Genomic DNA, 25758 nt, shown 5'->3' on the forward strand with positions numbered 1-25758 from the left:
CTGCCCCCGCGGGCCCGTTCATGCAAGCCCGGCAGGCACGGTGCGGTTTCAGGCAATCAGCCCGTCAGATGATCTGCCCGACGTCGATCCGGTTGCCGTCCGGATCGGCGAAGACGAAGGCGCGCAATCCGTAGTCCTTGTCCTGAATGTGCCGGATGATTCTCAGGCCGTGCCTTTCGCAGGCCCGCAAGGCGGCATCCGCATCGCCGACAAGCATGTGCGCCTGATTGAAGGCGGGCGCCCTGTAGCCTTTCTGAAGGCTCAGATGAAGCTCCGCATCGTCTTTCTTCAGGATCATGAAACCGACCGGATCGCCGTTTTCAAAGACCTTTTCGAATCCGAAGACCGAATGAAAAACCTGATAGGAGCGGTCGATATCGGTGACGCCGAGCGTCGCGGCAATGCGGCCGAGCTTCTGGCCGGTGGCATTGTTCATTGGCATGCCATGTCCTTTTGACAATTTCGAAGCGGTTTTCAGCTGTCCCGGTCGGTGCCGGTCGGCTGAAGGAAGAGCCGCAAGATCAGGGCAGTGCCTGTCACCATGGTTACATCTGCGCGGGCCATGCGGCAATGCATTTCGAGGCCCACACGCGATCACGATCCTGGTCGGGCCGGGGCATGAGCAATCCACCAGGCCGGCATGTTCAAATTTCCTCTTGCACCCCGGTGAAATTGGGGGCATATACGCCTCGCCCAAATTCGCACGTGCCCGTGGTCGTTCATGGGATGTTTCAACAAGCATCTCTTAAGGGGCCGCTGCCAGACAATCCGCCAAGGGGCGGGGCAGCATGATCCGGACGGCTTAAAGCAACGACGTAAGAGGGCTTTTTTGGTCTCGGCCGGGGTCTCCAACCCCCGGTGTCACTGAAGAGGCACTTGTTACATCCTTGTCCGACGTGCGGTTCGGTATTCCCGATCCAATCAACGGCATTCCCGACGCGGGAAAGCTTTGTGTTTGCCGTCCGGCAACCGCAAGGCCCGACCGTCGCCGCAGTCAACCCGGCCTCCGGTTCCATCCCGGGGGAGGCCCGGTGAGTCTCGCGGCCCCCTGCGACGAGAACCTGCAGCGCGCCACCGGACCAGATGCGCGACTGCGGCCTGATTTGAGAAAAGGGATATCCCGATGAGCGACCGTATCCGCGACTTCCTGCGCCGACGCGAAGACGACAACCCCTGTGTCGTTGTCGATCTCGACATCGTCCGCGACAATTTCGAGGCCTTTGCGAAGTCCCTGCCGGACACGTCCGTCTATTACGCGGTGAAAGCCAATCCGGCTCCGGAAATCCTCTCCCTTCTGGAAAGCCTCGGCTCGTCCTTCGATTGCGCCTCCGTCGGCGAGATCGAAATGGTGCTGGCCACCGGCGCAAACGCCGCGCGCATTTCCTACGGCAACACCATCAAGAAGGAAAAGGACATTGCGCGGGCCTATCAGCACGGTGTCCGCCTGTTCGCGGTGGATTGTGTCGAGGAAGTCGAGAAAATCGCCCGCGTTGCCCCGGAATCCAAGGTTTTCTGCCGGGTTCTGTGCGACGGTGCCGGCGCGGAATGGCCGCTGTCGCGCAAGTTCGGTTGCGATCCGGAAATGGCACCCGACGTTCTGGAGCACGCCCATCGTCTCGGTCTGACCGCTTACGGCGTATCATTCCATGTCGGTTCCCAGCAGGCCAACCTGCAGGCCTGGGATTTCGCGCTGTCGATGGCGGCAGGCGTGTTCGGGGAAATGGCGCTGCGCGGCATCGAGCTGAAGATGGTCAACATGGGCGGCGGCTTCCCGACCCGTTACCTCAAGGACATTCCGGGCGTGCCGAGCTATGGCGAAGCCATTTTTCACGCACTCACCAAGCATTTCGGCAACCGCCTGCCATCGACGATCATCGAACCGGGCCGCGGCATGGTCGGCAATGCCGGCATGATCGAAGCCGAAGTGGTGCTGATCTCCAAAAAGTCAGCCGAGGATGAAATCCGCTGGGTCTATCTCGACATCGGCATGTTCAACGGTCTGGCCGAAACCATGGACGAGGCGATCCGCTACCCGATCCGCACCCCGCGCGACGGCGAGCGGACCACGCCCTGCGTGCTGGCCGGCCCGACCTGCGACAGCGTCGATGTTCTTTACGAGAAGACGCCGTACGAACTGCCGGTCAGCCTGTCTATCGGCGACAAGGTGCTGATCGAGGCCTGCGGGGCCTATACCACCACCTATTCGACGGTCGGCTTCAACGGCTTCGCGCCGCTGGCATCCTTCGTTATCTGAGGCGTCGGCCATGATCGATATCGTGGAGGAGGTGCCGGCCCATGCCGGCGCCCGCGAGGCTCTGCTCGACCTCAGCTTCGGCGAGGCGCGCCTTGCCAGGACCTCGGAACGTCTGCGCGAAGGCCGTCTGCCGGTCTTCGCATTTGTGGCGCTGGACGCCACTGGCAAGCTGGTCGGGACGGTGCGTCTGTGGTCCGTTGCGGACCGCAGCGGATTTCAAAGCCTGCTGCTCGGGCCCCTGGCCGTCGACCCCGGGTGCCGGGGCAACAGGGTCGGCGACCGGCTGATGCGCCATGCGCTCAACCAGGCGGCCATGCATGGCCACGGATCGGTGATCCTGGTCGGCGACCTGCCGTATTATGCCCGCTTCGGTTTCGCCGCAGGTCTGCTGGATGAGGTCGTGCTTCCCGGACCGGTCGATCAGGACAGGTTCCTCGGGCTGGAAATGGTACGCGGCCACCTGGCGGAGCTGAACGGCGTGGTGGCAGCTGCAGGCAGTCTCGACCCGGCCGTCGCTCCCGCGCCGCTTTCGAACGGCTTTTCCATACCGAAATCAGCCTGAGACCTTTCCAGCACCGTGCTGTCCCGGCCTTGAGCAGGGACCTGTCGCGAGGCCCCGGCTCAAGGCCGGGGCGGCGGATATCTGCTGAATCCGGCAGTTGAAGTGTTGCAACGCGAAGGAAGTGCTCGTCGGCGTCAGCCGAAGGCTTCCCGGGAAAATAACGTCAAGCTTGATATTCCGGTGAAAAGCAGTCAAACCTGTCCTCAGGCGCAATAAGTGCACTTTTGTGCGCGTAAATTTTTCCACCGGACCGGACCCGTAATTAAGCTGTCAGGCGGTGGAACAGGAATTGATTGGAGAGAACAACATGACCGACGACACCAACGGCGGCGCGCCGAAACAACCGGCGAACAAGACGACCCCGAAACCTGCCCGCAAACCAGCCCCTGAACCCGCAGGCAAGACGGCAGCCAAGCCCGCGTCCACAAAACGGGTCTCCTCCAGCCCGGCGTCCACAAGACCCGTCGTGGCGGCGAATAGCGCGCAGGAGCCCGCGGCCGCAAAGCCCGCTGGAAAACCAGCCGGCAGAAAAACCGCCGCGAAACCGGCTGCTGCAAATGCCCCGGCTGCTCAGCCGGTTGCAGCAAAAGCTGCCGGGACAAAGCCAACAGGGACAAAGCCTGCCGCGAACAAGCCTGCCGCGAACAAGCCCGCCGTGAACAAATCAGCCGCGGCAAAATCGGGAACGACCAAATCGGCGGCGCGCAAACCTGCCGCGGCAAAACCGGCTGCTGTGGCTGTCGGCAAACCCGCAGCCAAAAAACGCTCCGCAGCGAAAGCTGTCGCAAAGGCTCCGGCGAAACAGGCTGCCGCCGGAACGAAGCCTCAGACAGCCGCACCCAAACCAGCCCCCGCACCAAAGACCGTTGCCGGCGCCGCGAGCGCAACGAAACCTGCCGCTTCGAAGGCTGCAGCCAGGGCGGCCGGCCCTGCCGCAGCCAGGCAGCCACAGGTCCATGGCACGATCAGCGGCCCCGTGGTGATGATCGGCCTTGGCTCCATCGGCAAGGGCACGCTGCCGCTGATCGAGCGGCATTTCAATTTCGACAAGTCCCGCTTCACCGTCATCGATCCGGTCGAGACCAATGCCAGTCTGGTGACGGACCGGGGCTACCGGTTCGAGAAGGTCGCGCTGACGCCCGAGAACTACAAGGATATTCTGACGCCGCTTCTCACCGAGGGCGAAGGGCAGGGCTTTGTCGTCAACCTGTCCGTCGACACGTCCTCACTCGACCTGATGAAGCTGTGCCGCAAGCTCGGTGTTCTTTACATCGACACGGTGGTCGAGCCATGGCCGGGCTTTTATTTCGACGACAAGGCACCGGCTGCCGACCGCACCAACTACGCGCTCAGGGAAACCGTGCGCAAGGAAAAGAAGAAAAAGCCGGGCGGCACGACGGCTGTGTCCTGCTGCGGCGCCAATCCGGGCATGGTGTCCTGGTTCGTCAAGCAGGCGTTGGTCGACATTGCCACCGACACCGGGCTCAAGTTCAAGGAGCCGGCGTCCCGCAAGGACTGGGCCAAGCTGATGAAGAAGGCCGGCGTCAAGGGCATCCACATTGCCGAGCGCGACACCCAGCTTGCCAGGGCGCCCAAACCGGCGGGTGAATTCTGGAACACCTGGTCCGTGGAAGGGTTTCTGTCCGAAGGCTTCCAGCCGGCCGAACTGGGCTGGGGAACGCATGAGACCTGGAAACCGGCCAACGCCAAAAAACACAAGAAGGGCTGCAAGGCGGCGATCTATCTGGAACAGCCCGGCGCCAACACCCGCGTCAGAACCTGGTGTCCGACACCGGGCGCACAATACGGCTTTCTGGTGACCCACAACGAGGCGATTTCCATCGCCGACTATTTCACGGTGCACGATGGCAAGAAGGCCGGCTACCGGCCGACCTGCCACTATGCCTATCACCCCGCGAACGTGGCGGTGCTCTCCCTGCACGAACTGTTCGGCTCCGCCGGCAAGGTGCAGGACAAGCTGCATGTTCTGGAGGAAGACGAACTTCAGGGCGGCACCGACGAACTCGGCGTGCTGCTCTACGGCCACAGGAAAAACGCCTATTGGTACGGCTCCCAGTTGTCAGTGGAGGATGCCCGGAAGCTCGCGCCTTACCAGAACGCCACCGGCCTGCAGGTCACCTCCGCCGTGATCGCTGGCATGGTCTGGGCGCTGGAAAACCCGGACGCCGGCATCGTGGAGACCGACGAGATGGACTACCGCCGCTGCCTGGAAATCCAGACGCCGTATCTGGGGCCGGTCAAGGGCATCTACACCGACTGGACCCCGCTCGAGGGCCGTCCGGGCTTCTACAGGGAAGACATCGACACGAAGGATCCCTGGCAGTTCCGGAACATTCTGGTGCGGTGAGTGGACTGAGCGGACCTGATTGGGCCTGGATGGCCTTCGGCACGACAGGATAGGCCCGGTTCGAAAACCGGGCCTGTCATGCGCCAAAAGCCCCCGGGCGGCGCCCTCAGCCAGGTGTGAGCGTCGCCTTGGGTGTGCCGCGGTGTTTCAGCATCTTTGCCAGCGCGCGGGCGCCGGTGATGGCGGCGGCCACGGCGGTCACGCCGATAGCCAGGTCGAGGGAAGCGGACAGAGGCAGTCGAAGCGCGATCAGGAAGATCTCGAGATAGCTTGCCGTGAAGGCGACCAGAAGACCGCCGGACAGGAGAAAGGCAAAGCCGTCGCCGGAGAACCTGCCGCGCCGTCTGTGTGACTGGAAATAGGCCGAGGCAAGGAAGTAGGTCAGCACGACCAGGAAAAACAGGGCGGTCGTCAGGAGCAGGAGCGTGGAGTCGATCACCGTGGAAGGGGTCATCGCGGTCCGCGCGAATTCGAATTGCTGCATATCTCTCATCCCGAAGCGCGCTGGGGTATGGCCGGGATCTTTCTGAACGGCCTTGCGTTTCAACGATATTTGCCAGCGGCGCAATCACAGATGGGAATGGATTGTTCCATAGTCCAGTGGCATCGAAAAGTTTATTTGCCGGCTGTTCGTCGAGTTGGATATCACGGCACCGGCACCGGCACCGGCACCGGCACTGGTCTCCGGTCGTGCCGGGTCAGGGCATCAACCGGACCACTTCCAGCGGCTCCGCCTTGCCCTTGACCCGCTGAGGTCCGATCGGCTGCAGCTTGAAATCCGGACCGAGCCTGCCGGTGATTTCGGTCGAGGCGAGGATGATGATTTCCGCGGTGCCGTCGATGTCCTTGCCGAGGCTCTCCAGACGGGAGGCCGCGTTCACCGTGTCGCCGATGACCGTGTAGTTGACCCGTTCCGGAGCGCCGATGTCGCCGACGACGAGCGGGCCCATGTGCAAGCCGATGCGGATTCGGACCGGGGCCTCGCCGGAGGCGATGCGGGCCTCGTTGTCCGCGTGGATGGCTGCCGCCATGCCAAGGGCGGCGCGGGCGGCGGGCGCGGCCGGATTGTCAAGATGCTCCGGCGCGCCCCAGAAGGCCATGACGCTGTCGCCGATGTACTTGTCGATGGTGCCGCCCTCGCGGGTGATTTCGGCGCCAAGCAGGGATAGGTGATGGTTGACGAAGGCGGCGGTCTGGGTTGCCGACATGCCTTCGGAAGCGGCGGTGAAACCGGCGATGTCAGTGAACAGGACCGCGACCTCGCGCTCTTCGGGCGGGGCGTCCGCGCGGCCCTCGCTCAGGAGCTTCTCGACCAGGGTTGTCGGCACATAGCGGTTGAACGCCGTCAGGCCGCCGACCATCGCGTTGAAGCCTCGTGAGAGGTCGTCCAGTTCCCGGATCACGCTGCCGGGCAGCGGTTCGACGGCGGTGAGATTGAGGCTGGCGACTTCGCGGGCCGCCGCCGAGGCCCGCTGCATCGGGCGCGCGATGCGCTGTGCCAGAACCACCGCGCCAAGCAGCGAAATCAACAGCAATCCGCCGCCGACCAGGGCCGCCAGCAGCAATTGTTTGAGCGGCTGGTCCAGAAACTTCGCAGGAAAGTGCACGCCGATGCGGACCGGCATGCCCAGAAGATTTTCGTTCTTGCGTTCCAGAATGACAAAACGTTTGACGCCGTCATCATCAAGGCCGGCATGAAGATCCAGATCTTCCGATATGTCGAAGGAGGTGTTGTCCAGCCGGGGCATGTCCTCGAAGCGCCCGAGGAAACCGTCTTCGATCTGGGCGACGTGAGGCAGCGGGGCCGTTTCGCTGAGGTCGTCGAACGTCTTGTGCAGGTCCGGGTGGCCGATGATCCTGTGGGAGCCCTCCTGCATCAGGAACACCGTCATGTCGTCGGTCGAGACGTGCCAGGTGATCTCAGACACCCGGTCGAGCGACATCCCGATCAGCATGCTGCCACGATAGGTGTCTCCCTCAAGGAGCGGGTGGACAAACACATAGTAGGTGTGTTCGCGTCCGGGCATGTAGAGCGGGCTGCTCCAGAACGGTTTGCCCTGCTGGGCGGCCTTTTGGGTGAGCGGTTCCAGGATCGGAATGTCGGCCGGAAGGGTCAAGTCGCCGCCGAGCACCTCGCCGTCGCCATCGCCGCGGTCGACATCGACACCGTTGCCGTTCTCATCGACCAGAACAAGGAACGACACCTGTTCCATCGGTGCCAGGGCGCCGAAGAGATAGGTGGTGAGAAGATCGGGCTCGTCGAACCGGAGTTCCTTGCGTTCCCAGGACAGCCGCGTGTACTGCGCGGTCTCCCTGACCGCGTGCAGTTGCTCGACAAAGGCGGTTTCGGCCGAATCCAGGCCGATATCGACCAGCTCACCACCGAGTTCGCGCACCACCCTGGCCGAGGTCAGGGTCTGGATGATCAGGATCGCCGCAGCCGTGAGCAGCACGAAGGAGCCGATGACGGTTGCCAGGGTCGGTGTGATGAAGAGTTTTCTGCGTCCTGCCAATACGGTGTCCCGCGCGTGTGATTGAAAACCGGGCGTCCGGTTTTATCCTGTCCGATCAAGGCAGGAACAATAGGCCGGGGCATTCCCGCGGACAATGCGCATGCGGTTTCCGTAAAAAAGGACCCGCGATCTGTCGATCGCGGGTTCTCCTCAGGCGGGGGCAAGCGGGATCAGGCAGGCTTTGCCGGCTGCTCGAACGTGTCGCCGTAATCGACCGCGATTTCGTAGTCCGGGTCCTCGAGCACGGAGACTTCCACCAGGTTTCCGGCTTTCGCAAGCAGCTTCTGGCAATCCGGGGACAGGTGGCGCAGGTGAAGGCGCTTGCCGGATGCTTCGTATTTGGAGGCCAGCGCGTCGATCGCTTCCAGGCCGGAATGGTCGACCACGCGGCTGTCGATGAAATCGACGACGACGTCTTCCGGGTCGGATTGCGGATCGAACAGGTCGGCGAAACCCGTCGCGGAGCCGAAGAACAGCGGACCGCTGAGACGGTAGACCTTCCAGCCTTCCTTGCTGGTGCCGATCCGGGCTGAAATGCGGCTGGCCGCGTTCCAGGCATAGGCGAGCGCGGAGATGATCACGCCGACAACGACGGCGACGGCCAGGTCGGCATAGACGGTGACACAGGTGACCACGACCATCACCAGTGCATCGATGACCGGGATCCTGTGCATGATCTTCAAGCTCGTCCAGGCGAAGGTTCCGATGACCACCATGAACATCACGCCAATGAGCGCGGCCACCGGGATCCGTTCGATCAGCGGTGAGGCGACGACGATGAAGGACAGCAGAAACAGGGCCGCCGCGATGCCGGCAATACGCGTGCGGGCGCCCGACTTCACGTTGATCATCGACTGGCCGATCATGGCGCAGCCGCCCATGCCGCCGAAGAACCCGGTGACGATATTGGAGGTGCCCTGGGCCAGGCATTCCCTGGAAGCGCCGCCCTTGGTGTTGGTGAGGTCGGCGACGAGATTGAGGGTCAGCAGCGACTCGATCAGGCCGATGGCGGCCAGGATCACCGCGTAAGGCAGGATGATCTGCAAGGTCTCGAATGTCAGGGGGACCATCGGAATGTGGAACTCCGGAAGGCCGCCGGCGATGGACGCCAGATCGCCGACCGAACGTGTGTCCAGATTGAAGCCGAGCACAAGCGCGGAGACCACCAGGATCCCGGCCAGAGGGGCGGGGAAGCTGGTGGTGAGCCTTGGCAGGAACCAGACCACAGCCATGGTCAGCGCGACCAGGCCGAGCATCAGATAGAGCTGGGAGCCGGTCATCCAGGTCAGCCCGCCGGCACCGTCAGGCACCTTGAACTGGCCGAGCTGGGCGAGAAAGATCACGATGGCCAGTCCGTTGACGAATCCGAGCATCACGGGATGGGGCACCATGCGGATGAACTTGCCCCACCGGAGCACTCCGACGCCGATCTGCAGGATGCCCATCAGGACAACGGTCGCAAACAGGTACTCGACGCCGTGCTGGGCCACCAGAGACACCATCACGACGGCCAACGCCCCGGTGGCGCCGGAAATCATGCCGGGACGACCGCCGATACACGCAGTGATCAGTCCGACAAAGAAAGCGGCATAGAGACCGACCAGGGGGTTCACACCGGCAACGAAGGCGAAAGCGACGGCTTCGGGCACCAAGGCCAGAGCCACGGTCAAACCGGCGAGAATTTCTATCTTGATGCGTGATGCGTCGAGTTTGATCGCTTGGGAGGGCGCGGTGACCCCGGCTCGTTCTGTCAAGAAAAGCTCCAGATTTCATTTTTGGGTTGGTAGGTCGAAGCTGGAAGGTTCACCGGCCCGCGACCGGGATTGGCTGGCTTCTAGAGGATTTTTTGCGTTGCAGCAACGGATGTGACGCGCGGAGGCCCGGCGGATTGCAGTGGCTCGCGCAAGTCTTCAGCCAGCAGTCCTGTGGCGGGAGGAAGAGGCAGACGCGTCCGTTTGTATTTGAAAGCCCTCTCCATCGGGCTTTGCCGCATACGGTAGGTGTCCTCCGGAAATACAACTATTCGTCCTTGCCTGACACATTTAGCACCACCCGGCATGAGAACGGCTTCTAAAAGCGAACGAAGTTCCCGGTACCGTGTCGAGGCAAATCCACTCTGACCGCTAGGCGCGAAAGCATCTTCGGCCGCCGTCTCGATACCGCAACAAGGAGATCGCTATGCCGAATGGAATCAATCCGCTGAAGATACTGAGCAAGGTCGTTCTTGAGGACATCGATCCGACCAGTTCTCTCCATGACTTCACTTCGATGTTGAGGAACAGCGGTTCTGCTGTCCTGAAGCTGACCTTGGAAGGAAATGACTTCGTAGTCGACATCAGAAAAACCCCGTTGAATGTTCTCAAATCGGCGGATGAGCGTTTTCAGCAGAATTCCGATGCGAGGTTCCGGTTTATCGATGTGTTGAGATATGAATTCGGCGAGGCTTATGGAGACTTTGCCGAAAGCCGCCTTGCAGATGACGGCAATTTCAAGGTGCGCGACATACGGTTCTTCGCAACGCTCGGCAAACTGTTTTCCCTGGGACCGGACCCGCAAGGTCGCGCCCTTTACGATGTCAACTTCGGTGATGCCGGCACGGGCCTTGTAGAGTTTCTAACCGGGAATCCAAACAACAAGACGCGGAACGCGATTATCGAAACCTTCGCCGCCCGCATGGTGCAGGGATATGATTTTGCCGACCGCGATGACGAAAACTCGTTCGGGACCGGTCCGGAACTGATCAGGCGTGCAATTGGCGGTTCGCGGGTTGGAGAGGGAACCTTGCAGGACTTTTTCGAATTTATGCTTCGAGAAGGTGATGGCTTTCTTTTCTACAGTACTGACGGTTGTTTTGCCAGTTTGGGACAGAGCATCCAAAATGATCTGAATGGAGCAGTTTACAATACCATTGTCGAAATGGTCGGCCGCCAACCTGAGTTGCTTTTGCAACCTGGGTTCTTCGAGCAGGGCATGCACGGAGAAATATGCAATGTGATTGTGGAACAGACGCTGGGGCTTCTTGGTTTTTTCGATGAACTGCAAAATTCTCCTCTGCCTCTTGATGTGAAATCTATTTTATTCAGCAACGCTCTCAAGGATGGCTACTCGGCCCAACATGACAGGCTGCGTCAGGAATCCCTCAAATCTATCGCCCTCATCAAGGACACTCTGAATGCAAATGGGTGCGGCGCGGCTCTGGTCAATCTCATCAGTGGGCAAGATGCGATTGATTCCTCTGAGGTCGTGGAGGCTCTCAATGGCTTCTTCAACGAATTGAACCAGTTCGCACCGGGTTGCGGTCTCCGGGGACGGAGCCACGCACTTGCAGAGGTGCTTTTCCATGCCGCAGGTCAAGTCTTCGCCAACGGCGATGGCCCTGACAGCAGAGTCGACTTGGAAAGGCAGGCGCTTGCACTGCTGGATCGCGCGCAGTTTGTTTTGAATCAGGTGTCCGAAGATCAGATCGTGTTTGAGGTTGCGGATCAAGCCAGTTCCCTGTTGGCGGCGTTTGGCGGTTCTCGCATTGCTTCGGCGAAAATGCTGGATGCGGACAACCGGGAAATGGCGCAGCTTTTCTCGATGTTTATCGACTCCGGAGACGGAAACTTCTTCGATCTGGATCTTGATATCTCGGCGTTTCCTGATCCCCGTTCGATGCTTTTCAGGGCCGATCTGTTCAATTTACGGGACCGCCTGATATCGCTCGGGCCGGTCAAGGGGCACTTGCGGAGCCTTGAAGACGCTCCGAAGGATCTGCAGACGGCTTTGTTCGAGGGGACCGGGCTGGAAGGGCTGGCATCCGAGACGGGAAGGCAGAGAGCTCGGGGTCCGGATGAACCGACGTCCGGACCGGTTTTGCTGATCAATGCACTCAACGGCCTGGAACGCTTTTTCAGCAGGAACGTTCATGAGCTGCTCGAATCCGGAGACCATTTTGGCCAGGTTTTCCTCCAGGGCTACTGGGAGCACCTTCCGGACGACGTGGGTTTCAACCTGGACACAATGATCGATCTCTTGAGCAAGAAGGCCGAAACCGCCCTGAGGGCTCTGGACGATGTACTGACAAACCTTGAACCGGTCGTGGCGATTTCCTCGGATCACGACTTTTTCGCGCAGCTGTATAACGCAAGAGAACATGATCCGGCGTTTTTGGAACTTTTTCATAGTAGAGACGTGCTTAGGGACCTTGCGGACACTGTGCAAGAAAACATGGGGGCTTTTCACCAGATCCGGGAATTCCTCACTTTGGTGAAAGATTACCCTCTTGAATTCGTGGTCAGCCTTGATGCGCGGCGAAAGGATCTTCTCTGAGGGCGAAGCGCCGCGCTCCATCGCAGGGGGCGAGACAAGACCTCTGCTCCGCACCGGTTTTATCGGCCACGGGCAATTGAACACCAGGGGCCGGCCATGCAGGCTGGCCGGATTGGTGTTGCGTGGGATGCGGCCTCGTCCGGCAGACAGACACAAGCCATCGAAGGCCGTGGAAGGACATGCGGTCCTTGCGGCGGTCATCCGGGCGTCGCCGCGCGGGAGGTGCAACCGAAGCTTCTGTTGAATTCCGGCTTGTGCGACGGCGCCGCACGGAAAAGGCTCGACGGAGCTGCGGCAGGGGATTAGAACCGGAAAAAAGACGTCCGGGAGGAACAATGAAACCGACCAATCCGGTGTATACCGGCATCGACACGACTGTTTTCGAAACGATGTCGCGCCTTGCCATGGCCCATGATGCCGTCAATCTGGGTCAGGGCTTCCCGGACGTGGACGGGCCGGACGATATCCGCAAGGTTGCTGCAACTGCGCTGATGGACGGCCCGAACCAGTATCCGCCGATGCTGGGTCTTCCGGAATTGCGCGAGGCGGTGGCAGCCTCGAACAAGCGCTTCTACGGGCTGGATATCGATCCGCACAGCGAGGTTCTGGTGACCTCCGGCGCCACGGAGGCGCTTGCAGACTGCATTTTCGCACTGGTCGCGCCCGGTGACGAGGTCGTGCTGATCGAACCGCTTTACGACTGTTATCTGCCCCTGGTGAAACAGGCTGGCGGTATCCCGGTGCGGGTCCGTGTGACCCCGCCGGACTGGACCCTGGATGCGGACGCCTTGAGGAATGCCTTTTCGGACAAGACCAAGGTTCTCCTCCTAAACAATCCGATGAACCCGACAGCGAAGGTGTTTTCGGAGGCGGAGCTACGACTGATCGCGGATCTCTGCCGGCGGCATGACGCCTACGCGGTCTGCGACGAGGTTTATGAACATCTGGTCTTCGACGGTCACAGTCACCGCCCCCTGATGACCTTCGAGGGCATGCGCGAGCGCACGGTCCGGATCGGCTCTGCCGGCAAGACCTTTTCGCTGACCGGCTGGAAGGTCGGCTATGTCACGGGGCCTGCTTTGATGCTGGATCCGATCGCCAAGGCTCATCAGTGGCTGACCTTTACCACCGCGCCCAATCTGCAACGCGCGGTGGCCTATGGTCTGGCCAAGGATGACAGCTATTTCACGGGCCTGACGCAGGACCTGATGGCGAAACGGGACCGTATGGCAAAGGGGTTGGCGGAACTCGGTTTTTCGGTGCTGCCCAGTGCCGCGACCTATTTCCTGACATGCGGCATCGAGGGGCTGGATCTGGGGAGTTCGGATGTCGACGCCTGTCAGACGCTGGTTCGGGAAGCCGGTGTCGCCGCCGTGCCGGTGTCCGCCTTCTATGGCGACGATGCGCCGACCGGCTACATTCGCTTCTGCTTCTGCAAGAAGGAGGCGGTTATCGACGAGGCGCTGGCGCGGCTGGCATCTTTTTTGTCGGCGGGCCACGCGAATCCCCATAGTCTTGTGCAACGTAAACTTGCAGAATGAGAAATTACATGAGCAATCCGGCACTGGTTGACGTCATTCGCGGCAGCGTGACCGAAAGCCTGCACCGTGGCAGCATCGCAATCGCCGATGCGTCCGGAAAGAGCGTTTTCGAGATCGGCAATGTGGGCGGCCTGGTGTTTCCACGCTCCGCGATCAAGGCCCTCCAGGCGTTGCCTCTGGTGGAGTCCGGTGCCGCGGAAGCGCTGGATCTGAGCGATGCGGAACTGGCGCTGGCCTGCGCGTCCCACAGCGGCGAGGTCGTCCACGCCAATTCGGCGCGTGTGATGCTGATGAAAGCAGGGCTCACCGAGGACGACCTGGAATGCGGACCGCAATGGCCGCAGCGCATGGAGGATGCCGCCAGGCTGGTGCTGGCGAACGAGTCCCCCTGCGGGCTTCACAACAACTGTTCGGGCAAGCATGCAGGCTTCCTCGGACTCGCGCGGGTCATGGGCGTCCAAACGAAGGGCTATGTCGAGCCCGGCCATCCCGTCCAGCGCGAGGTCAAGCTGGTCATGGAACAACTGACCGGCGACACCCTGTCGGAGGATGTCTGCGGCACGGACGGCTGCTCCATTCCGACCTATGCCTCGCCTCTGGAAGGCTTCGCGAGGGCCTTCGCCGCGTTCGGAACGGGCGAGGGACTTGAGCCTCTGCGCGCGGACGCCGCCCGGCGTATCTTCGACGCCTGCATCAACGAACCTTTCATGGTCGCCGGCACGGACAGGTTCTGCACCCGGGTAATGGAGACCTTCCGGGGACGGGTCTTCGTCAAGACCGGTGCGGAGGGGGTCTATTGCGGTGCCATTCCGGAGCTTGGTTTCGGCATCGCCCTGAAATGCGACGACGGTGCCACGCGCGCTGCGGAAGTGATGATGGCCACCGTGCTGGAATCCCTTCTTGACCTGAACGACGACGAGGCCACCCTGCTGGACAGTCTTGTCAATCCGCCGCTGCTGACCCGGCGCGGCATCCAGGCCGGCCACATCAAGCCGACCAGGGACTTTCTAAGCGCGCTGAAATCGGAGTTGCCGTGAAGTTTCGGCCATCGGGCTGACGGGCTGTACCGTCTGCCTTCTTGCCTCTTAAGGCTGACGACACGCGTCTCATCCGTCCTTCCGGCCGAACGGAGAGAGAGCCGGGATGACGACGGATCATGATTTTTTCAGAACCCTAATGCGACAAAGATCTTTTTTATCACGGCTTTATATCCACTTTCTCCGGTTTTTCTGCAGCTCTGGTGATTTTCGCGGTGCACAGTCCCGGTCGATACAGGACTTGAGGGCACCCGCATCTTGCAATATGGCCCAGCAAATGGCTGGCTGGGCGCTTGTCTTGTTATTGGAGCTGTCTCATGGCGCATCGTCCCGGTCTGTCGTTCCGTTTCACCCATGCCATCACCCGCACACCCGCCGACAGTGTCGCCAACGGTCTTCGGGCGGTGGATGCCGGTGACCCGCACGCAGAAGCCTTCCGCGCGGAGCACGGTCGCTACGTGACGGCCCTGCAGGAAGCCGGCCTCGAGGTGGATGTGCTGCCGCCGCTGGAAGACTGGCCGGACAGTTGCTTCGTCGAGGACCCGGCCTTCTGTCTGCCGGAAGGCGCTGTCCTGCTGCGACCGGGGGCGGCCAGCCGTGAAGGCGAAAGCAGGGAGATCCGTGCAGCGCTGGAGCGGCGGTTCGGCAAGGTCGCCGAGTTGCCAGGGGCGGGTCACGTCGATGGGGGCGATGTGCTCCTTCTGGACGACGTCATCCTGGTCGGCCTGTCCGCGCGCACGGACAGGGAGGGTGCGGAAGCCTTCGCCGGCATACTCGCCGAATGGGGCTACCGCGCAAGGGTCTGCGAAACACCGGAGGGGGTGCTGCATTTCAAGACGGCCTGTTCCACGCTGGGCGAGGATGTTATCCTGGCCACGAAGGTCATGGCCGGCAGCGGCTTTTTCGGAGAGCGCAAGGTCGTCGTGGTGCCGGACGGCGAGGACTATGCCGCCAATGTCATTCGGGTGAACGATGTGGTTCTGGTGCCCGAGGGCTATCCAGAGACGCTTGCGGCCATCGAGGCGGCCGGGTTCAGGACGGTTGTTCTGCCGACCCATGAAGCTCGAAAGGTGGATGGCGGGCTGTCCTGCCTGTCGCTGAGATTTTCACTGACCTGACAGCGCCCAGGCGCCCGTCCCCTTGCGGACCTCTTTCGAAGGCCGTAAGGGGATGGACCTTGTTCAACCACAGGAACCGGCACGTGTTTCGAGTTTCGCCGGTTCGGATCACTCAGTGTTCGACGACCGTCAAGACAAGATTGAGCCTGTCGCCGGCGACCTCGACAGAAGGTGTAAGGGTCAGGTGTTCATTGGGTTCAATTTCGTGAAAGCCCTTGAACGCGACCCGTTGGGCGAGCTCTTGCAGACCCGCGGATGAACCTGGTGCCGTAATGAGGGTCGAAACCGTGGATTTCGTACCGTCGGGAATATAGAAGAGCCCGGCAATAATCTCGAGAGTGCCGCCCGATACGTCGACAGATTCCCAAAGCGTCAAATGGGCCGTGCGGCCTTTGAAGTTGTCAATGACGAACCTCAGGTCACCGCCGGTCTGCTTGTAGTGTTTGACGCTGCAGGAGCCCATGGTTCCCATTTGAAAGTCGCCGGAGGTGTTGATGACCGTGTCCGCGGTATTTCCTTCAAAGACGCCGTGGGGGTAGGTTGCGCTGGTCTTGCCGCAAAAACGGCCGCTATTTATCAGTTCGATCTTGTTTACGTTGGTCCCGACGATCTCGCCCGGGTCCTGAAAATTGTTGCCGCTCACCTTAATTGTGTCCGCGCTCCAGACCGTGCCGGTTCCATCGGAACTTACTTTGGACAATGTGTCGATGGTCGTCTTCCCGACAATGACGACGGTATCGGCCGGAATCGTCATGAAGGTTTCGGACTGATACTCCATGGTCAGCGCGCCCATGGCAGGTTCCGCAGTCTTGTAGTGTTCGACCATGCTGTCCCGAACGGACTTGTCTTGCGGACGATTTTCCACGATGACAAGGGATTCAGAAGAGACACTGACTTCTCCTTCGTTGAAAAGCCGGCCGCCGAGTTTCAGTTCTGCGAAGTTGGTAATCGAGACAGCTTCAGTGGAAAACATCTCTCCGGGGGGGATGTGAAACAGACCGTTATTGGCAAACACATTCGCCAGAGAGCCACCTGCGATACCCATGAGCGCCGTGCCGTTCGGTCCATCGACGTGGCTCGTCCCTGTCCCTTTCGCCCGGACGCTGAACATCACCTGGGCGCCGTTTTCAACCCTGATGACCGAAAACCCGCCGTCGTGGATCTCACTGTCCGTTGAACTTCTGATTTCCGCGTTCTTTTGAATTGGAGTGGTGTCGGCGCTCAAGGTAAAGGAACCCACGACGTCAATCGTCTGGATCTGCCCTGAATTTACCAGCGCGATTGCGGAGTTGAATTCAGCCTCGGTCGAGACAGTTTGAATGATGCTTTCGGTTGCCAAGAAATCAGCCATAGTTGCCCCCTGTCAGAATTGGTACAACTACGGATAGGCCGCAAAGCTATAATATATCCTAAAAGGCGATTGTAGAAGTTTTACGATCCTGGATTGCAGGGTGCTTCCGCGTCGACAAACTGTTCTTTCAGGTCTGATCGTCTGTTCAAGCGGCGATCTGGTTGCCGTGGATGGTCAGATTGGCGAATTCGGAGGTGTTGTCGAGTTCGCCAGTGGTCTTTTCCAGCCAGCGGTAGCCGTTGATCGCGCCCGATCTGGCGCCCTGGATGATGTTGCCGGTCACGACGGCGGAGCCGGCACCCTCGACCACGGTGACAGCGATGCCCGTACCGCAGTCCCGGACGATGTTCTGGGAGGCGGCAATGTTGCGCATGTACGGGCCCCAGCCGAGCATCAGGCCGATTTTCGGCGCGCCCTCGACCACATTGCCGGTCAGCGTCGTGTCGGCCTCCACGACAATGCCGATGCCGAAACCGGCGACTTCCGGCGGGTAGGGGCCGTCTTCCTTGATGTTGCGGATCAGGTTGCCGGTGCAGACCGCCATGCGTCCGCCATCCATGAAGTTGGCGATCGAGATGCCGATGGTGCCGCCATCGACGATGTTGTTGGCGATCACCGCGCCCTGGAAACCGAATTCGGAATAGATCGCGGTCTCGCCCGACCGCAGGCAGGAATTGCCGATGATCTGCACGTTGGAACCGGCATTGGAGCGGATCGCGGAGAACGCACAGTCGGCGACGCGGTTGTTGGAGACCATCACGCTGTTGGCCCGGAAAACATTGATGCCGTTGCCGAACTGGCCGGTGCCGCCGTAGCGCGCCCCGATCCGTTCGACCCGGTTGCCGGAAACGATGGTGCCGTCCTCGCCCTCGCGCCAGCGATGCACCCAGATGCCGCCATTGGCGCAGTCGGTGACCGTGTTGCCGGTGATGGCCAGACCGGTTGCCTCGTTGGAGCGCAGTCCGGCTTCCGCCGCGCCTGAAATGCGGCAGTTCTCGACGCGGCCGGAGCAGCGGTCCATGAGCAGGCCCATCTTGGACGATCCGGTGATCTCGCAATTGTCCAAGACGACATTGCCGACGCCGATGAAATGCAGAAGCCCCTCGGTGAAGTCGCCGATGGACCGGTTGGCCCCATCGAAGGTGATCCCGGTCAGGCCGATGTTGGATACGCCCTCGGCACGCACCAGCTGGCCGCCGCCGCCCTGGTAGACAAGCCGTGTGCGCCCGGGCACGCCGACGATCAGGGTGCCGGCCGGCAGACGCAGATTGGCGACCGGATAGGTGCCTGCGGGTAGAAACAGGGCCCGGCCGCGTTCCACGGCGCGATTGACCGCGTTCTGAAACTGGGCGGTCTGGTCGCTGGCGGCGTTGGGCAACAGGCCCAGATCCTCGGAATCGATCGATCCCCGGAGGTCGGCAACCTTCATTTGCGCGGCGGCGAGCGTTCCGGAAAGGCACAAGGCCGTCCCTGCAAGAAACGCGCGGCGGTTCAGTTTTTGCAGTTTCCGTCCCATGGTCGATGCCATTCGCCTGTAAGTGTCCCGAAATGAGACCCGTTGCCGTTCTTCAAGACGGAAACCGCAAGAGGCGTGCCGATTGGCGTGAAGGGTGGCCATTGAGATCCAAAGACGAGAAAAGACCGGCCGGGATAACTCCCGGCCGGTCCGTCGATTTCCCGGAAAGAATGGTCGTGCCGATTAAAGCGTGCCCGGGTCGGTGTTTTCCAGACCTGCCCAATTGTCGTCCGCCTTGACGATGAAGCCCGGGATGTCCTTGACCCAGCGTTCCTGGATCGACGGTGCGAGGTTCAGGTAAAGCTTGTTGTCGACGATCTTCCACAGGTCCGGATCGCCGTCGACCTTCACACCCATGGCCGTGCCGAATGCGCAGAAACCGCCATATTGCGGCAGGTAGCCGGCCGGGTTCTGCTTGAAGAGGTCGCGGTTTTCTTCCGAGACGAAGCGATAGGTGGCGCCATTGTGCACTTCCGTAATGGCAATGCTGCCCTCCTGAGGGGCGCCGTTGGTGAAGTAACTGACCGGGTCGACGCCGCGCAAAGCCAGTCCAGTCACTGTGGCGTTGACATCGAAGCCCGCGCCGAAGGCGCTTGAGACAAGGCCGGTGACGATGACGAGGGCGGCGATGGAGCCGCGTACCATGTTTGCAATCATTCCGAAGCACTCCCAATGCGTTTTTGAACTGTACCGGCATGAAGCGATTGAAGTGTCCGGGCTTTTTCGGTACCATTTGGTTCCTAACCAGGCGCACCCTTCCGCTCCCGCCGATGGGTCCTACATACGGTTAGGAACCGATTGGTACAAAACACAAGCCCGTGACACCGGGGTGATGAAAATGTGAGGGCGCCGGCGCGCGAACACGATGGCAAGACCGAGGGAATTTGATCCCGACCGCGCGATGGACAAGGCCATGGTGCTGTTCTGGGACGTTGGTTACGAGGAAGCGTCGCTGGCCGGGCTGCTCTCGGCCATGGAGATCACCAAGGGGTCCTTCTACAAGGCCTTCCGCGACAAGCAGTCGGTCTATCTTGCCGCGCTCGACAGGTACAATGACAAGGTGGTCAGCGGCACCGTTGCCTATCTCGGGGACGGCGCGCAGGGCTCGGGCCGGGACAGGATCCTCGGGCTGTTCGGCCGGATTGCCGAGGCAGCCCTTGAAACCGGTGATCGCCTGGGCTGTTTCCTGTGCAATGCGATGATCGACAAGGCGGCCGGCGGCGGCGAGGCGGAAGCCAGGCTGCAGGCGATGACACGGCGGCTGGAAGGCGGCTTTCGAAGGGCGCTCGAGGATGACGGCCTGGCCGAAGACGAAGCCCGTGCCGTCGCCCGGGGTATCCTGTCCACCTATTTCGGTCTGCGCGTCCTCGGCCGCGCGGGTCTTTCGGCAGACATGGCGACAGACTGTATCGGGCAGGTGGAGCGCCTGATCGACCGGGCCGGGTGACGCCAGCTATCGCAGGCGGCGCGCGGTTTCTTTGACAATGCGCAAGGAGGCTTCCTCGATGAGCGCCAGGGACGGTCTGGTATCCCGGCGGCCCCTCGGCAAGGCCGGAACATGGACGAAGATGCTGGGAATGCCCGAGCCGATGGAGTCCCACAAGGTTGCGTTGCACAGATAGGTTCCGGCATTGCGCGAGAGCCTGACGGGCACGCCGCTGCCGGCCGCGGCGCGGCGCAGGGCTTCGGCGGGCAGCGTCGCGGTCCTTGCGCGTTCGGCTGACGGGTCGAGTTCGGGACGAAGGGGCGCTTGCCCGGTGGCGTCTGGGCGCACCCGGACGGCCTGGTTGACGGCGCGGGTCTCGATGTTGAGCGTCCGGCGGGAGCCGTCGACGCCGAAATGAACGATCGCGTCCGGCCGGATCTCGCGCCGCAGCCGTGCCGTCACCTCGTTCCGTCCCGCCCAGGTGGTCGGAAGGACCTCGAACACGAACCGGACCCCGCACTGGTGGACCCCGAGCCGCTTCGCCAGGCGGTGCATCAGCCTTTCCGTCGGATTGAGAGGCGCGCCGGGAAACGGCGAGAAGCCGGTGACCAGGACTGTCTTGCGACGGGCAGGTGTCATTCCGTCAGCCCCATCAGCGCGGAAAGCTCGTCGACCGCCAGCGACACGGCTGTCCTGCCGTCGCGCACATCTCCTTCCAGCGATTTGAGCCGGTCCGCGGTGCGCGGATTGGATTTCAGGGCTTCCAGCATGCGCTGCTGCAGCAGGTCCCACATCCAGGCGACCTGCTGGCGGCTGCGCTTTTCAGACCATTCCCCGCTCGCCAGCATGCGGTCCCGAAACACCTCGACCTGCTGCCAGAGATGATCCAGACCCTCATTGGCCAGGCCCGAAATGGTGATGACGGGCGGTGTCCAGCTGGGCGATTTCGGCGCAAGAATGTGGAGCGCGGCGCGGTAATCGGACGCCGCGGACCTGGCACGGGTCGCCCCGTCGCCCTCGGCCTTGTTGACGGCGATCATGTCGGCGATTTCCAGGACGCCCTTCTTGATGCCCTGCAACTCGTCTCCGGCGCCGGGCAGCATCAGGACCAGGAAAAAATCGACCATGTCGGCCACGGTTGTTTCCGACTGGCCGATGCCCACGGTTTCCACGAGGATCACGTCGAAGCCCGCCGCCTCGCACAAGAGCATGGTCTCGCGCGTCTTGGCCGCGACGCCGCCCAGGGTGCCTGCCGAAGGCGAGGGCCGGATGAAGGCGTTCAGGTCCACGGCGAGGTTTGCCATGCGGGTCTTGTCGCCCAGGATCGAACCGCCGGTGCGGGTCGAGGAGGGGTCCACGGCCAGGACAGCCACCTTGTGGCCGGCTTGTGTCAGGTTGGAACCCAGGGTGTCGATGGTGGTGGACTTGCCGACACCGGGCACGCCGGTAATGCCGACGCGCAGGGCCTTGCCGGTCAGCGGCAGCAGATCCTGAATGAGACCATGCGCAAGCCGCCGGTGATCCGCCTTCTTTGACTCCACCAGCGTGATCGCGCGGGCAAGCGCTGCGCGGTTGCCGTTCGTGATGTCCTTCGCCAAAAGCGCAGGGTCGGGTGTTCTCGGCTTCGGTGTCATGCTCAAGGCTTTAGCGCAGGAATCGTCAAAGGTCACTGCCGCCAAAGGGTGAAGTCCCGGCTCTGACGGATTGAAAGATTGAAACGGGCCGCAAAAGGCGCGATAGATTAAGCCACTTCGAAACATGATTTTATGGTCTGTGATGTCCCCGCTGTCCTATCTCAAAGCTCCCATCTGGGTTCTCGGCCTTGCCGGAACCGACAAGTCGCCGCGCAAGAACCCGATCCTGGGCAGCGAGCGGCTCAACGAATGGGGCCTGCACAAGAAGCGGGTCGCGACGGCGGCCGCTCTGGCCGCGCGGCGGCGTGCCAGCCTCGCCGGTCTACTGGACCCCGAACAGCGCGCGTTTTTCGATGAAAACGGCTATTTTCTGGTGCGGGATTTCCTGCCGGACGACGTTTACAGGCAGCTCAGGGAAGAGGTCTTCGGTCAGCCGCTCGAAGCCCGGGAAATGAGACAGGGGCAGGCCGTTACGCGCATGACGCTGCTGCCGCCCGATGTTCTTGCGGCAAATCCGGCGCTCGGCCGTGCCGTGCGAGACCCGCGCGCCCTCGACATGATTCGCTACGCGGCGTCCCAGGGCGGGCAGCCTCTCAATTTCCTTCAGACCGTGCTGGTCGAGCCGCAGAAGGTGAAGAAGAAGGATCCGCAGTCGGACGCACATGCGGACACGTTTCATGCCACCTCGAAAGCCTGGCTGTTTCTCCAGGATGTCGGCGAGGACGACGGTCCGTTCTTCTTCGTCCCCGGGTCACACAAGCTGACGAAACAGCGGCTGGAGTGGGAATACGAGTGCTCCCTGAGCGCGGCCAAGGATGCGCGCTCGCACCACGCCAGCGGGTCCTTCCGGATCCGCGCCGATGAGCTTGCCGCCCTCGGCCTGCCGCAACCGGTGAAAATGGCAGTGCCTGAAAACACGCTGATCGTTGCCGACACGTTTGCGTTTCACGGCCGCACTCCCTCCGAAAAACCGACAGTCCGCTCGGAAATCCACTGGCACATGCGGCGCAACCCGTTCCTGCCCTGGACCGGCGGGGACCTCAAGTCGCTGCCCTTTCTCAAGGACAGGGGCATGCCGATGCTGATGGATCTGGCCGATGTCGCGGAGAAGTCCCTGAAGATGCGGAATGTCTGGCGGCCGGTCGGCAAGGTCGACGTGCAGTCCAAGGCGCATGTCTGAGCAATATGCCGGTTAAAACGGGCTGAGGCCCTATAAATCTGCGGCGCGCCGGCCCGGCCAGGGCGTCGCCCGATCGGCCTGACAGGCCGTCAGCTCTTCGGTGTCCACAGGATGCGCTGAAGTTCGGCATCGAACAGGTCGTTTTCGGCCGGCAGCCGGTCGAAGGGACCCTGATAACCGGGGATGGCATAGACCAGTTCGACGTTGGAGTGACCTTCCGACACGCAGATCGCCATGCCGCGCCAGAGGTTCCTGCCGACGCGGCAATCCGCGCGCGACGAACCGATCTCGGAAAATGTCATGCCGATGCGCTCGCCGTTCGGACCCTGCAGGTGGTGGGTCACGCCGTGAACGGTGCGCACCCGGCCGTTCTTGCCCTTGAAGACCTGAAGCACCTGAAAGCCGTCGCTGTTGAAGGCTGCCAGCGCCCATTCGGTGTTGTTTTCGACTGCGGTCTGAATGCCGTCCGTGGTGAAGCCCGGCAGAGCTGCCTCGATGGTCTTTGAGCCATACACGGTCTCGCCGGTGATGCCGCCGATCCGGTCCTCGGTGATCTGGACCAGGGTCTCGTTCGACGTCCGGGCCAGACGGCCGGAAGTTCCGTCGAGATCCGACGTCGGGGAACAGGCGGCGGCTGTAATAGCAGCCAGACACGCAAAACCGATGGCACTTGGACGCATACTGATACTCGGACTGATTGTTTGGTGCTTCGGGAGGTGAAGCCTCGAGGGATTTACCAAGTAAAACACTGTTTGCAAAGAGAGACCGCGCGCCTGTGGACAGTTGCAGGCCGGCCCCACGGGGGCGTGCAGTTTTTCGAAGGCTGCCCCTCAGGTTTCCTCTTCCCTGGTGATCCATTTGGGAGCGGACGGCGGGCTGTAGTTTTCAAAAAGGCGGATCATGTCCTCGGGCGTTTCGGCGACCTGCGCCATGGCACGCATCACGTCCCTGGTGAAGCCTTCGCGAGTCTGGTGGTCCAGAAAGGCGATCAGATCATCGAAATAGCCGCCGATATTCAGGAATCCGCAGGGTTTGCCATGGTAGCCGAGCTGGCCCCAGGTCCAGACTTCGAAGATTTCCTCCAGCGTGCCGACACCGCCGGGCAGGGCGATGAAACCATCGGACAGATCTGCCATCAGGGCCTTGCGCTCATGCATGGAGTCGACAAGGTGCAGTTCGCTCAGCCCCTCGTGACCGATTTCCTTTTCCTGCAAGGCACGGGGCAGCACGCCGATGACCTTGCCACCGGCGGACCGGGCGGCATCCGCGACCTTGCCCATCAGGCCGACCTTCGCCCCGCCGTAGACCAGGGTGTAGCCCTGTTCAGCGATCAGGTGGCCCGTTCGGGCCGCCGCGTCCGCATAGATTTCCCGGCTGCCGTAGCTTGAGCCGCAAAAGACACAGATGGCTCTCATGTGTGTTCTCCGAAGTGTTGGGTGCGGCAGGGGACCCTGCTGGTGCTCAGTCCTTGGCCAGTTCGTCCAGCACACGCGCCCAGGAGCGGATGCCCTTGTGGAAACTGGTCAAATTGTATTTCTCGTTGGGCGAATGAATCTGGTCGTCTTCAAGCCCGAAGCCGATCAGCAGGGAATCCATGCCCAGCATGCGCTTGAAATCGCCGACGATCGGGATGGATCCGCCCATACCGATCAGCGCGGCTTCCCGGTTCCATTCCTCCTGGAGCGCTTTCTGCCCCTTGGCCAGCACGGGCATCGTGAAATCGAGCCGGAGCGCCGGACTTCCTTCCTTGGCAATGAATTCCACGGAGCAATCGGCGGGAATTTTCGAACGCACATAGGCGCGGAAAGCGTCCTGAATCTTGTCCGGATCCTGATCGCCGACCAGGCGGAAGGTGAACTTGGCGTGGGCTTCGGCCGGGATCACCGTCTTGGAGCCTGCCCCCTGGTAGCCGCCCCACATGCCGTTGACCTCGACGGTCGGGCGCGTCCAGATGTGTTCAAGCGGCATGCGGTCCTTTTCGCCCCGGGGATATTTCAGGCCGACGTCGCCGAGAAATTCCTCGGCGGAAAAGCCCAGCTTGTCCCACATCGCCTTGACCTCGGCCGGTATCTCGATGACCCCGTCGTAGAAACCGGGCAGGGTGACCTTGCCGTTTTCGTCGTGCAGACCGGCAATGATACCGGCAACGATATGGTTCGGGTTCTGGGCTGATCCGCCGTAAAGCCCCGAATGCAAGTCGCGGCTGCCGGCCCTGACGATGATCTCGTCGCCGACCATACCGCGCAGCATGACGGAAATGGCCGGGGTCCGGTCGTCCCACATGCCGGTGTCGCAGACCAGAGCCAGATCGCAGGAGAGTTCCTCCCGGTTGGCTTCCAGAAAGGGATGCAGGGACGGTGACCCGGATTCCTCCTCGCCCTCGAACAGGACCGTGACATCCACCGGCAGGTCTCCGGTCTCGGCGATGAAGGCCCGGGCGGCTTCCACGAAGGTCATCAACTGGCCCTTGTCGTCGGCCGCGCCACGGGCGACGATGATCTTGCTGCCGTCCTCCCGGGTCTTGATCGCAGGTTCGAACGGATCCTGGTGCCAGAGCTCCAGCGGATCGACCGGCTGGACGTCGTAGTGACCGTAGAAAAGAACATGCGGGCCGGGTTTGCCAGATTTGCGGTGGCCGACCACCATCGGGTGCCCGGTCGTGTCACGCACTGCAGCCTCGATGCCGATGTCGTTCAGCTCCCTGGCGAGCCATTGCGCGGCTTCCCGGCAGGGGGCCTTGAAGGCCGGATCGGTGGAGATGCTCCTGATCCTGAGAAGGTCGAACAGGCGGTCGAGGCTGTTGTCGAGGTCGGCGTCGATACGCGCCAGGACCTTGTCGATGGAACTCATAACGGACCCTTGGAACTGTGGATGGTATGACAGAGGATCTAACAGGCCACAACAGAACGGGCTGCGCAAGATGAGCCACTGCAAGACGGGCGATTCA

General features: G+C 61.7%; 21 protein-coding genes. 9 read left to right on the top strand and 12 right to left on the bottom strand.

From position 1 onward, the window contains the following. Window positions 1-64: 64 nt before the first annotated feature. Window positions 65-436: a VOC family protein gene (locus tag WNZ15_RS07035; RefSeq protein WP_342892611.1), complete on the bottom strand. Its 372-nt coding sequence runs from the start codon at window positions 434-436 to the stop codon at window positions 65-67. A 687-nt stretch (window positions 437-1123) separates the two neighbouring features. On the opposite strand from WNZ15_RS07035, the gene WNZ15_RS07040 reads away from it, so the two are divergent. From WNZ15_RS07040 to WNZ15_RS07050, 3 genes are all read left to right on the top strand, one after another. After that, window positions 1124-2254: a type III PLP-dependent enzyme gene (locus tag WNZ15_RS07040; RefSeq protein ID WP_342892252.1), complete on the top strand. Its 1131-nt coding sequence runs from the start codon at window positions 1124-1126 to the stop codon at window positions 2252-2254. 10 nt (window positions 2255-2264) lie between these two features. Beyond that, window positions 2265-2816, top strand: coding sequence for an N-acetyltransferase (locus WNZ15_RS07045; RefSeq protein WP_342892253.1), 552 nt, complete (start codon window positions 2265-2267; stop codon window positions 2814-2816). A 982-nt stretch (window positions 2817-3798) separates the two neighbouring features. Next, on the top strand, window positions 3799-5184 hold the full coding sequence (locus tag WNZ15_RS07050; RefSeq protein WP_342892612.1) for a homospermidine synthase: 1386 nt from the start codon (window positions 3799-3801) through the stop codon (window positions 5182-5184). Window positions 5185-5290: 106 nt separating this feature from the next. Here WNZ15_RS07050 and WNZ15_RS07055 read toward each other — a convergent pair whose 3' ends face one another. The 3 genes from WNZ15_RS07055 to WNZ15_RS07065 all read right to left on the bottom strand — a co-directional run bounded on the left by WNZ15_RS07055 (window position 5291) and on the right by WNZ15_RS07065 (window position 9451). After that, window positions 5291-5668 carry a hypothetical protein gene (locus WNZ15_RS07055; protein ID WP_342892254.1) on the bottom strand — a complete coding sequence of 126 codons (378 nt, stop codon included), beginning with the start codon at window positions 5666-5668 and terminating at the stop codon, window positions 5291-5293. Window positions 5669-5882: 214 nt separating this feature from the next. Continuing rightward, entirely contained in the window at window positions 5883-7697 is a 1815-nt protein-coding gene (locus WNZ15_RS07060) for an adenylate/guanylate cyclase domain-containing protein (protein ID WP_342892255.1), read from the bottom strand. A gap of 170 nt (window positions 7698-7867) precedes the next feature. Beyond that, window positions 7868-9451 carry a SulP family inorganic anion transporter gene (locus WNZ15_RS07065; RefSeq protein ID WP_342892256.1) on the bottom strand — a complete coding sequence of 528 codons (1584 nt, stop codon included), beginning with the start codon at window positions 9449-9451 and terminating at the stop codon, window positions 7868-7870. Window positions 9452-9875: 424 nt separating this feature from the next. Between WNZ15_RS07065 and WNZ15_RS07070 the strand changes: the two genes are divergently transcribed. The 4 genes from WNZ15_RS07070 (at window position 9876) to WNZ15_RS07085 (ending at window position 15704) form a co-directional block, all read left to right on the top strand. Beyond that, entirely contained in the window at window positions 9876-12008 is a 2133-nt protein-coding gene (locus tag WNZ15_RS07070; protein WP_342892257.1) for a hypothetical protein, read from the top strand. Window positions 12009-12343: 335 nt separating this feature from the next. After that, window positions 12344-13549 (top strand): aminotransferase, encoded by a 1206-nt coding sequence (locus WNZ15_RS07075; RefSeq protein WP_342892258.1) that lies wholly within the window; start codon window positions 12344-12346, stop codon window positions 13547-13549. Window positions 13550-13557: 8 nt separating this feature from the next. Continuing rightward, entirely contained in the window at window positions 13558-14586 is a 1029-nt protein-coding gene (locus WNZ15_RS07080) for an asparaginase (RefSeq protein WP_342892259.1), read from the top strand. Window positions 14587-14903: 317 nt separating this feature from the next. Beyond that, on the top strand, window positions 14904-15704 hold the full coding sequence (locus tag WNZ15_RS07085) for an arginine deiminase family protein (RefSeq protein ID WP_342892260.1): 801 nt from the start codon (window positions 14904-14906) through the stop codon (window positions 15702-15704). A 112-nt stretch (window positions 15705-15816) separates the two neighbouring features. On the opposite strand, the gene WNZ15_RS07090 is transcribed toward WNZ15_RS07085, so the two are convergent. The 3 genes from WNZ15_RS07090 to WNZ15_RS07100 form a co-directional block, all read right to left on the bottom strand. Further along, window positions 15817-17055, bottom strand: a complete 1239-nt coding sequence (locus tag WNZ15_RS07090; protein ID WP_342892261.1) for a hypothetical protein — start codon at window positions 17053-17055, stop codon at window positions 15817-15819. A gap of 145 nt (window positions 17056-17200) precedes the next feature. Then, complete coding sequence (locus WNZ15_RS07095; RefSeq protein WP_342892262.1) at window positions 17201-18583, bottom strand: TIGR03808 family TAT-translocated repetitive protein; 1383 nt, start codon at window positions 18581-18583, stop codon at window positions 17201-17203. Window positions 18584-18754: 171 nt separating this feature from the next. After that, entirely contained in the window at window positions 18755-19228 is a 474-nt protein-coding gene (locus WNZ15_RS07100) for a YHS domain-containing (seleno)protein (RefSeq protein ID WP_342892263.1), read from the bottom strand. Window positions 19229-19436: 208 nt separating this feature from the next. Here WNZ15_RS07100 and WNZ15_RS07105 point away from each other — a divergent pair, with 208 nt between their 5' ends. After that, a complete protein-coding gene (locus WNZ15_RS07105) occupies window positions 19437-20018 on the top strand; it encodes a TetR/AcrR family transcriptional regulator (RefSeq protein ID WP_342892264.1) in 582 nt (193 codons plus the stop codon). A 6-nt stretch (window positions 20019-20024) separates the two neighbouring features. Here the strand turns inward: WNZ15_RS07105 and WNZ15_RS07110 are convergent, their stop codons facing one another. Then, the gene (locus WNZ15_RS07110) at window positions 20025-20636 is read right to left on the bottom strand and encodes a pyroglutamyl-peptidase I (RefSeq protein WP_342892265.1); all 612 of its coding nucleotides are present in this window, start codon (window positions 20634-20636) and stop codon (window positions 20025-20027) included. Further along, window positions 20633-21631 (bottom strand): methylmalonyl Co-A mutase-associated GTPase MeaB, encoded by a 999-nt coding sequence (meaB, locus tag WNZ15_RS07115; RefSeq protein ID WP_342892266.1) that lies wholly within the window; start codon window positions 21629-21631, stop codon window positions 20633-20635. The genes WNZ15_RS07110 and meaB overlap by 4 nt, the downstream gene beginning before the upstream one ends. Before the next feature lie 124 nt (window positions 21632-21755). Between meaB and WNZ15_RS07120 the strand changes: the two genes are divergently transcribed. Next, window positions 21756-22811, top strand: coding sequence for a phytanoyl-CoA dioxygenase family protein (locus tag WNZ15_RS07120; RefSeq protein WP_342892267.1), 1056 nt, complete (start codon window positions 21756-21758; stop codon window positions 22809-22811). Window positions 22812-22900: 89 nt separating this feature from the next. Here the strand turns inward: WNZ15_RS07120 and WNZ15_RS07125 are convergent, their stop codons facing one another. From WNZ15_RS07125 to WNZ15_RS07135, 3 genes are all read right to left on the bottom strand, one after another. Continuing rightward, the gene (locus WNZ15_RS07125) at window positions 22901-23491 is read right to left on the bottom strand and encodes a DUF1131 family protein (protein ID WP_342892268.1); all 591 of its coding nucleotides are present in this window, start codon (window positions 23489-23491) and stop codon (window positions 22901-22903) included. Between the two features lie 150 nt (window positions 23492-23641). Then, on the bottom strand, window positions 23642-24226 hold the full coding sequence (locus tag WNZ15_RS07130; protein ID WP_342892269.1) for a TIGR00730 family Rossman fold protein: 585 nt from the start codon (window positions 24224-24226) through the stop codon (window positions 23642-23644). A gap of 46 nt (window positions 24227-24272) precedes the next feature. After that, window positions 24273-25661: a dipeptidase gene (locus tag WNZ15_RS07135; RefSeq protein ID WP_342892270.1), complete on the bottom strand. Its 1389-nt coding sequence runs from the start codon at window positions 25659-25661 to the stop codon at window positions 24273-24275. Between the last annotated feature and the right edge of the window lie 97 nt (window positions 25662-25758).

It is taken from the genome of Roseibium sp. AS2 (assembly GCF_038900065.1).
GTDB lineage: Bacteria > Pseudomonadota > Alphaproteobacteria > Rhizobiales > Stappiaceae > Roseibium.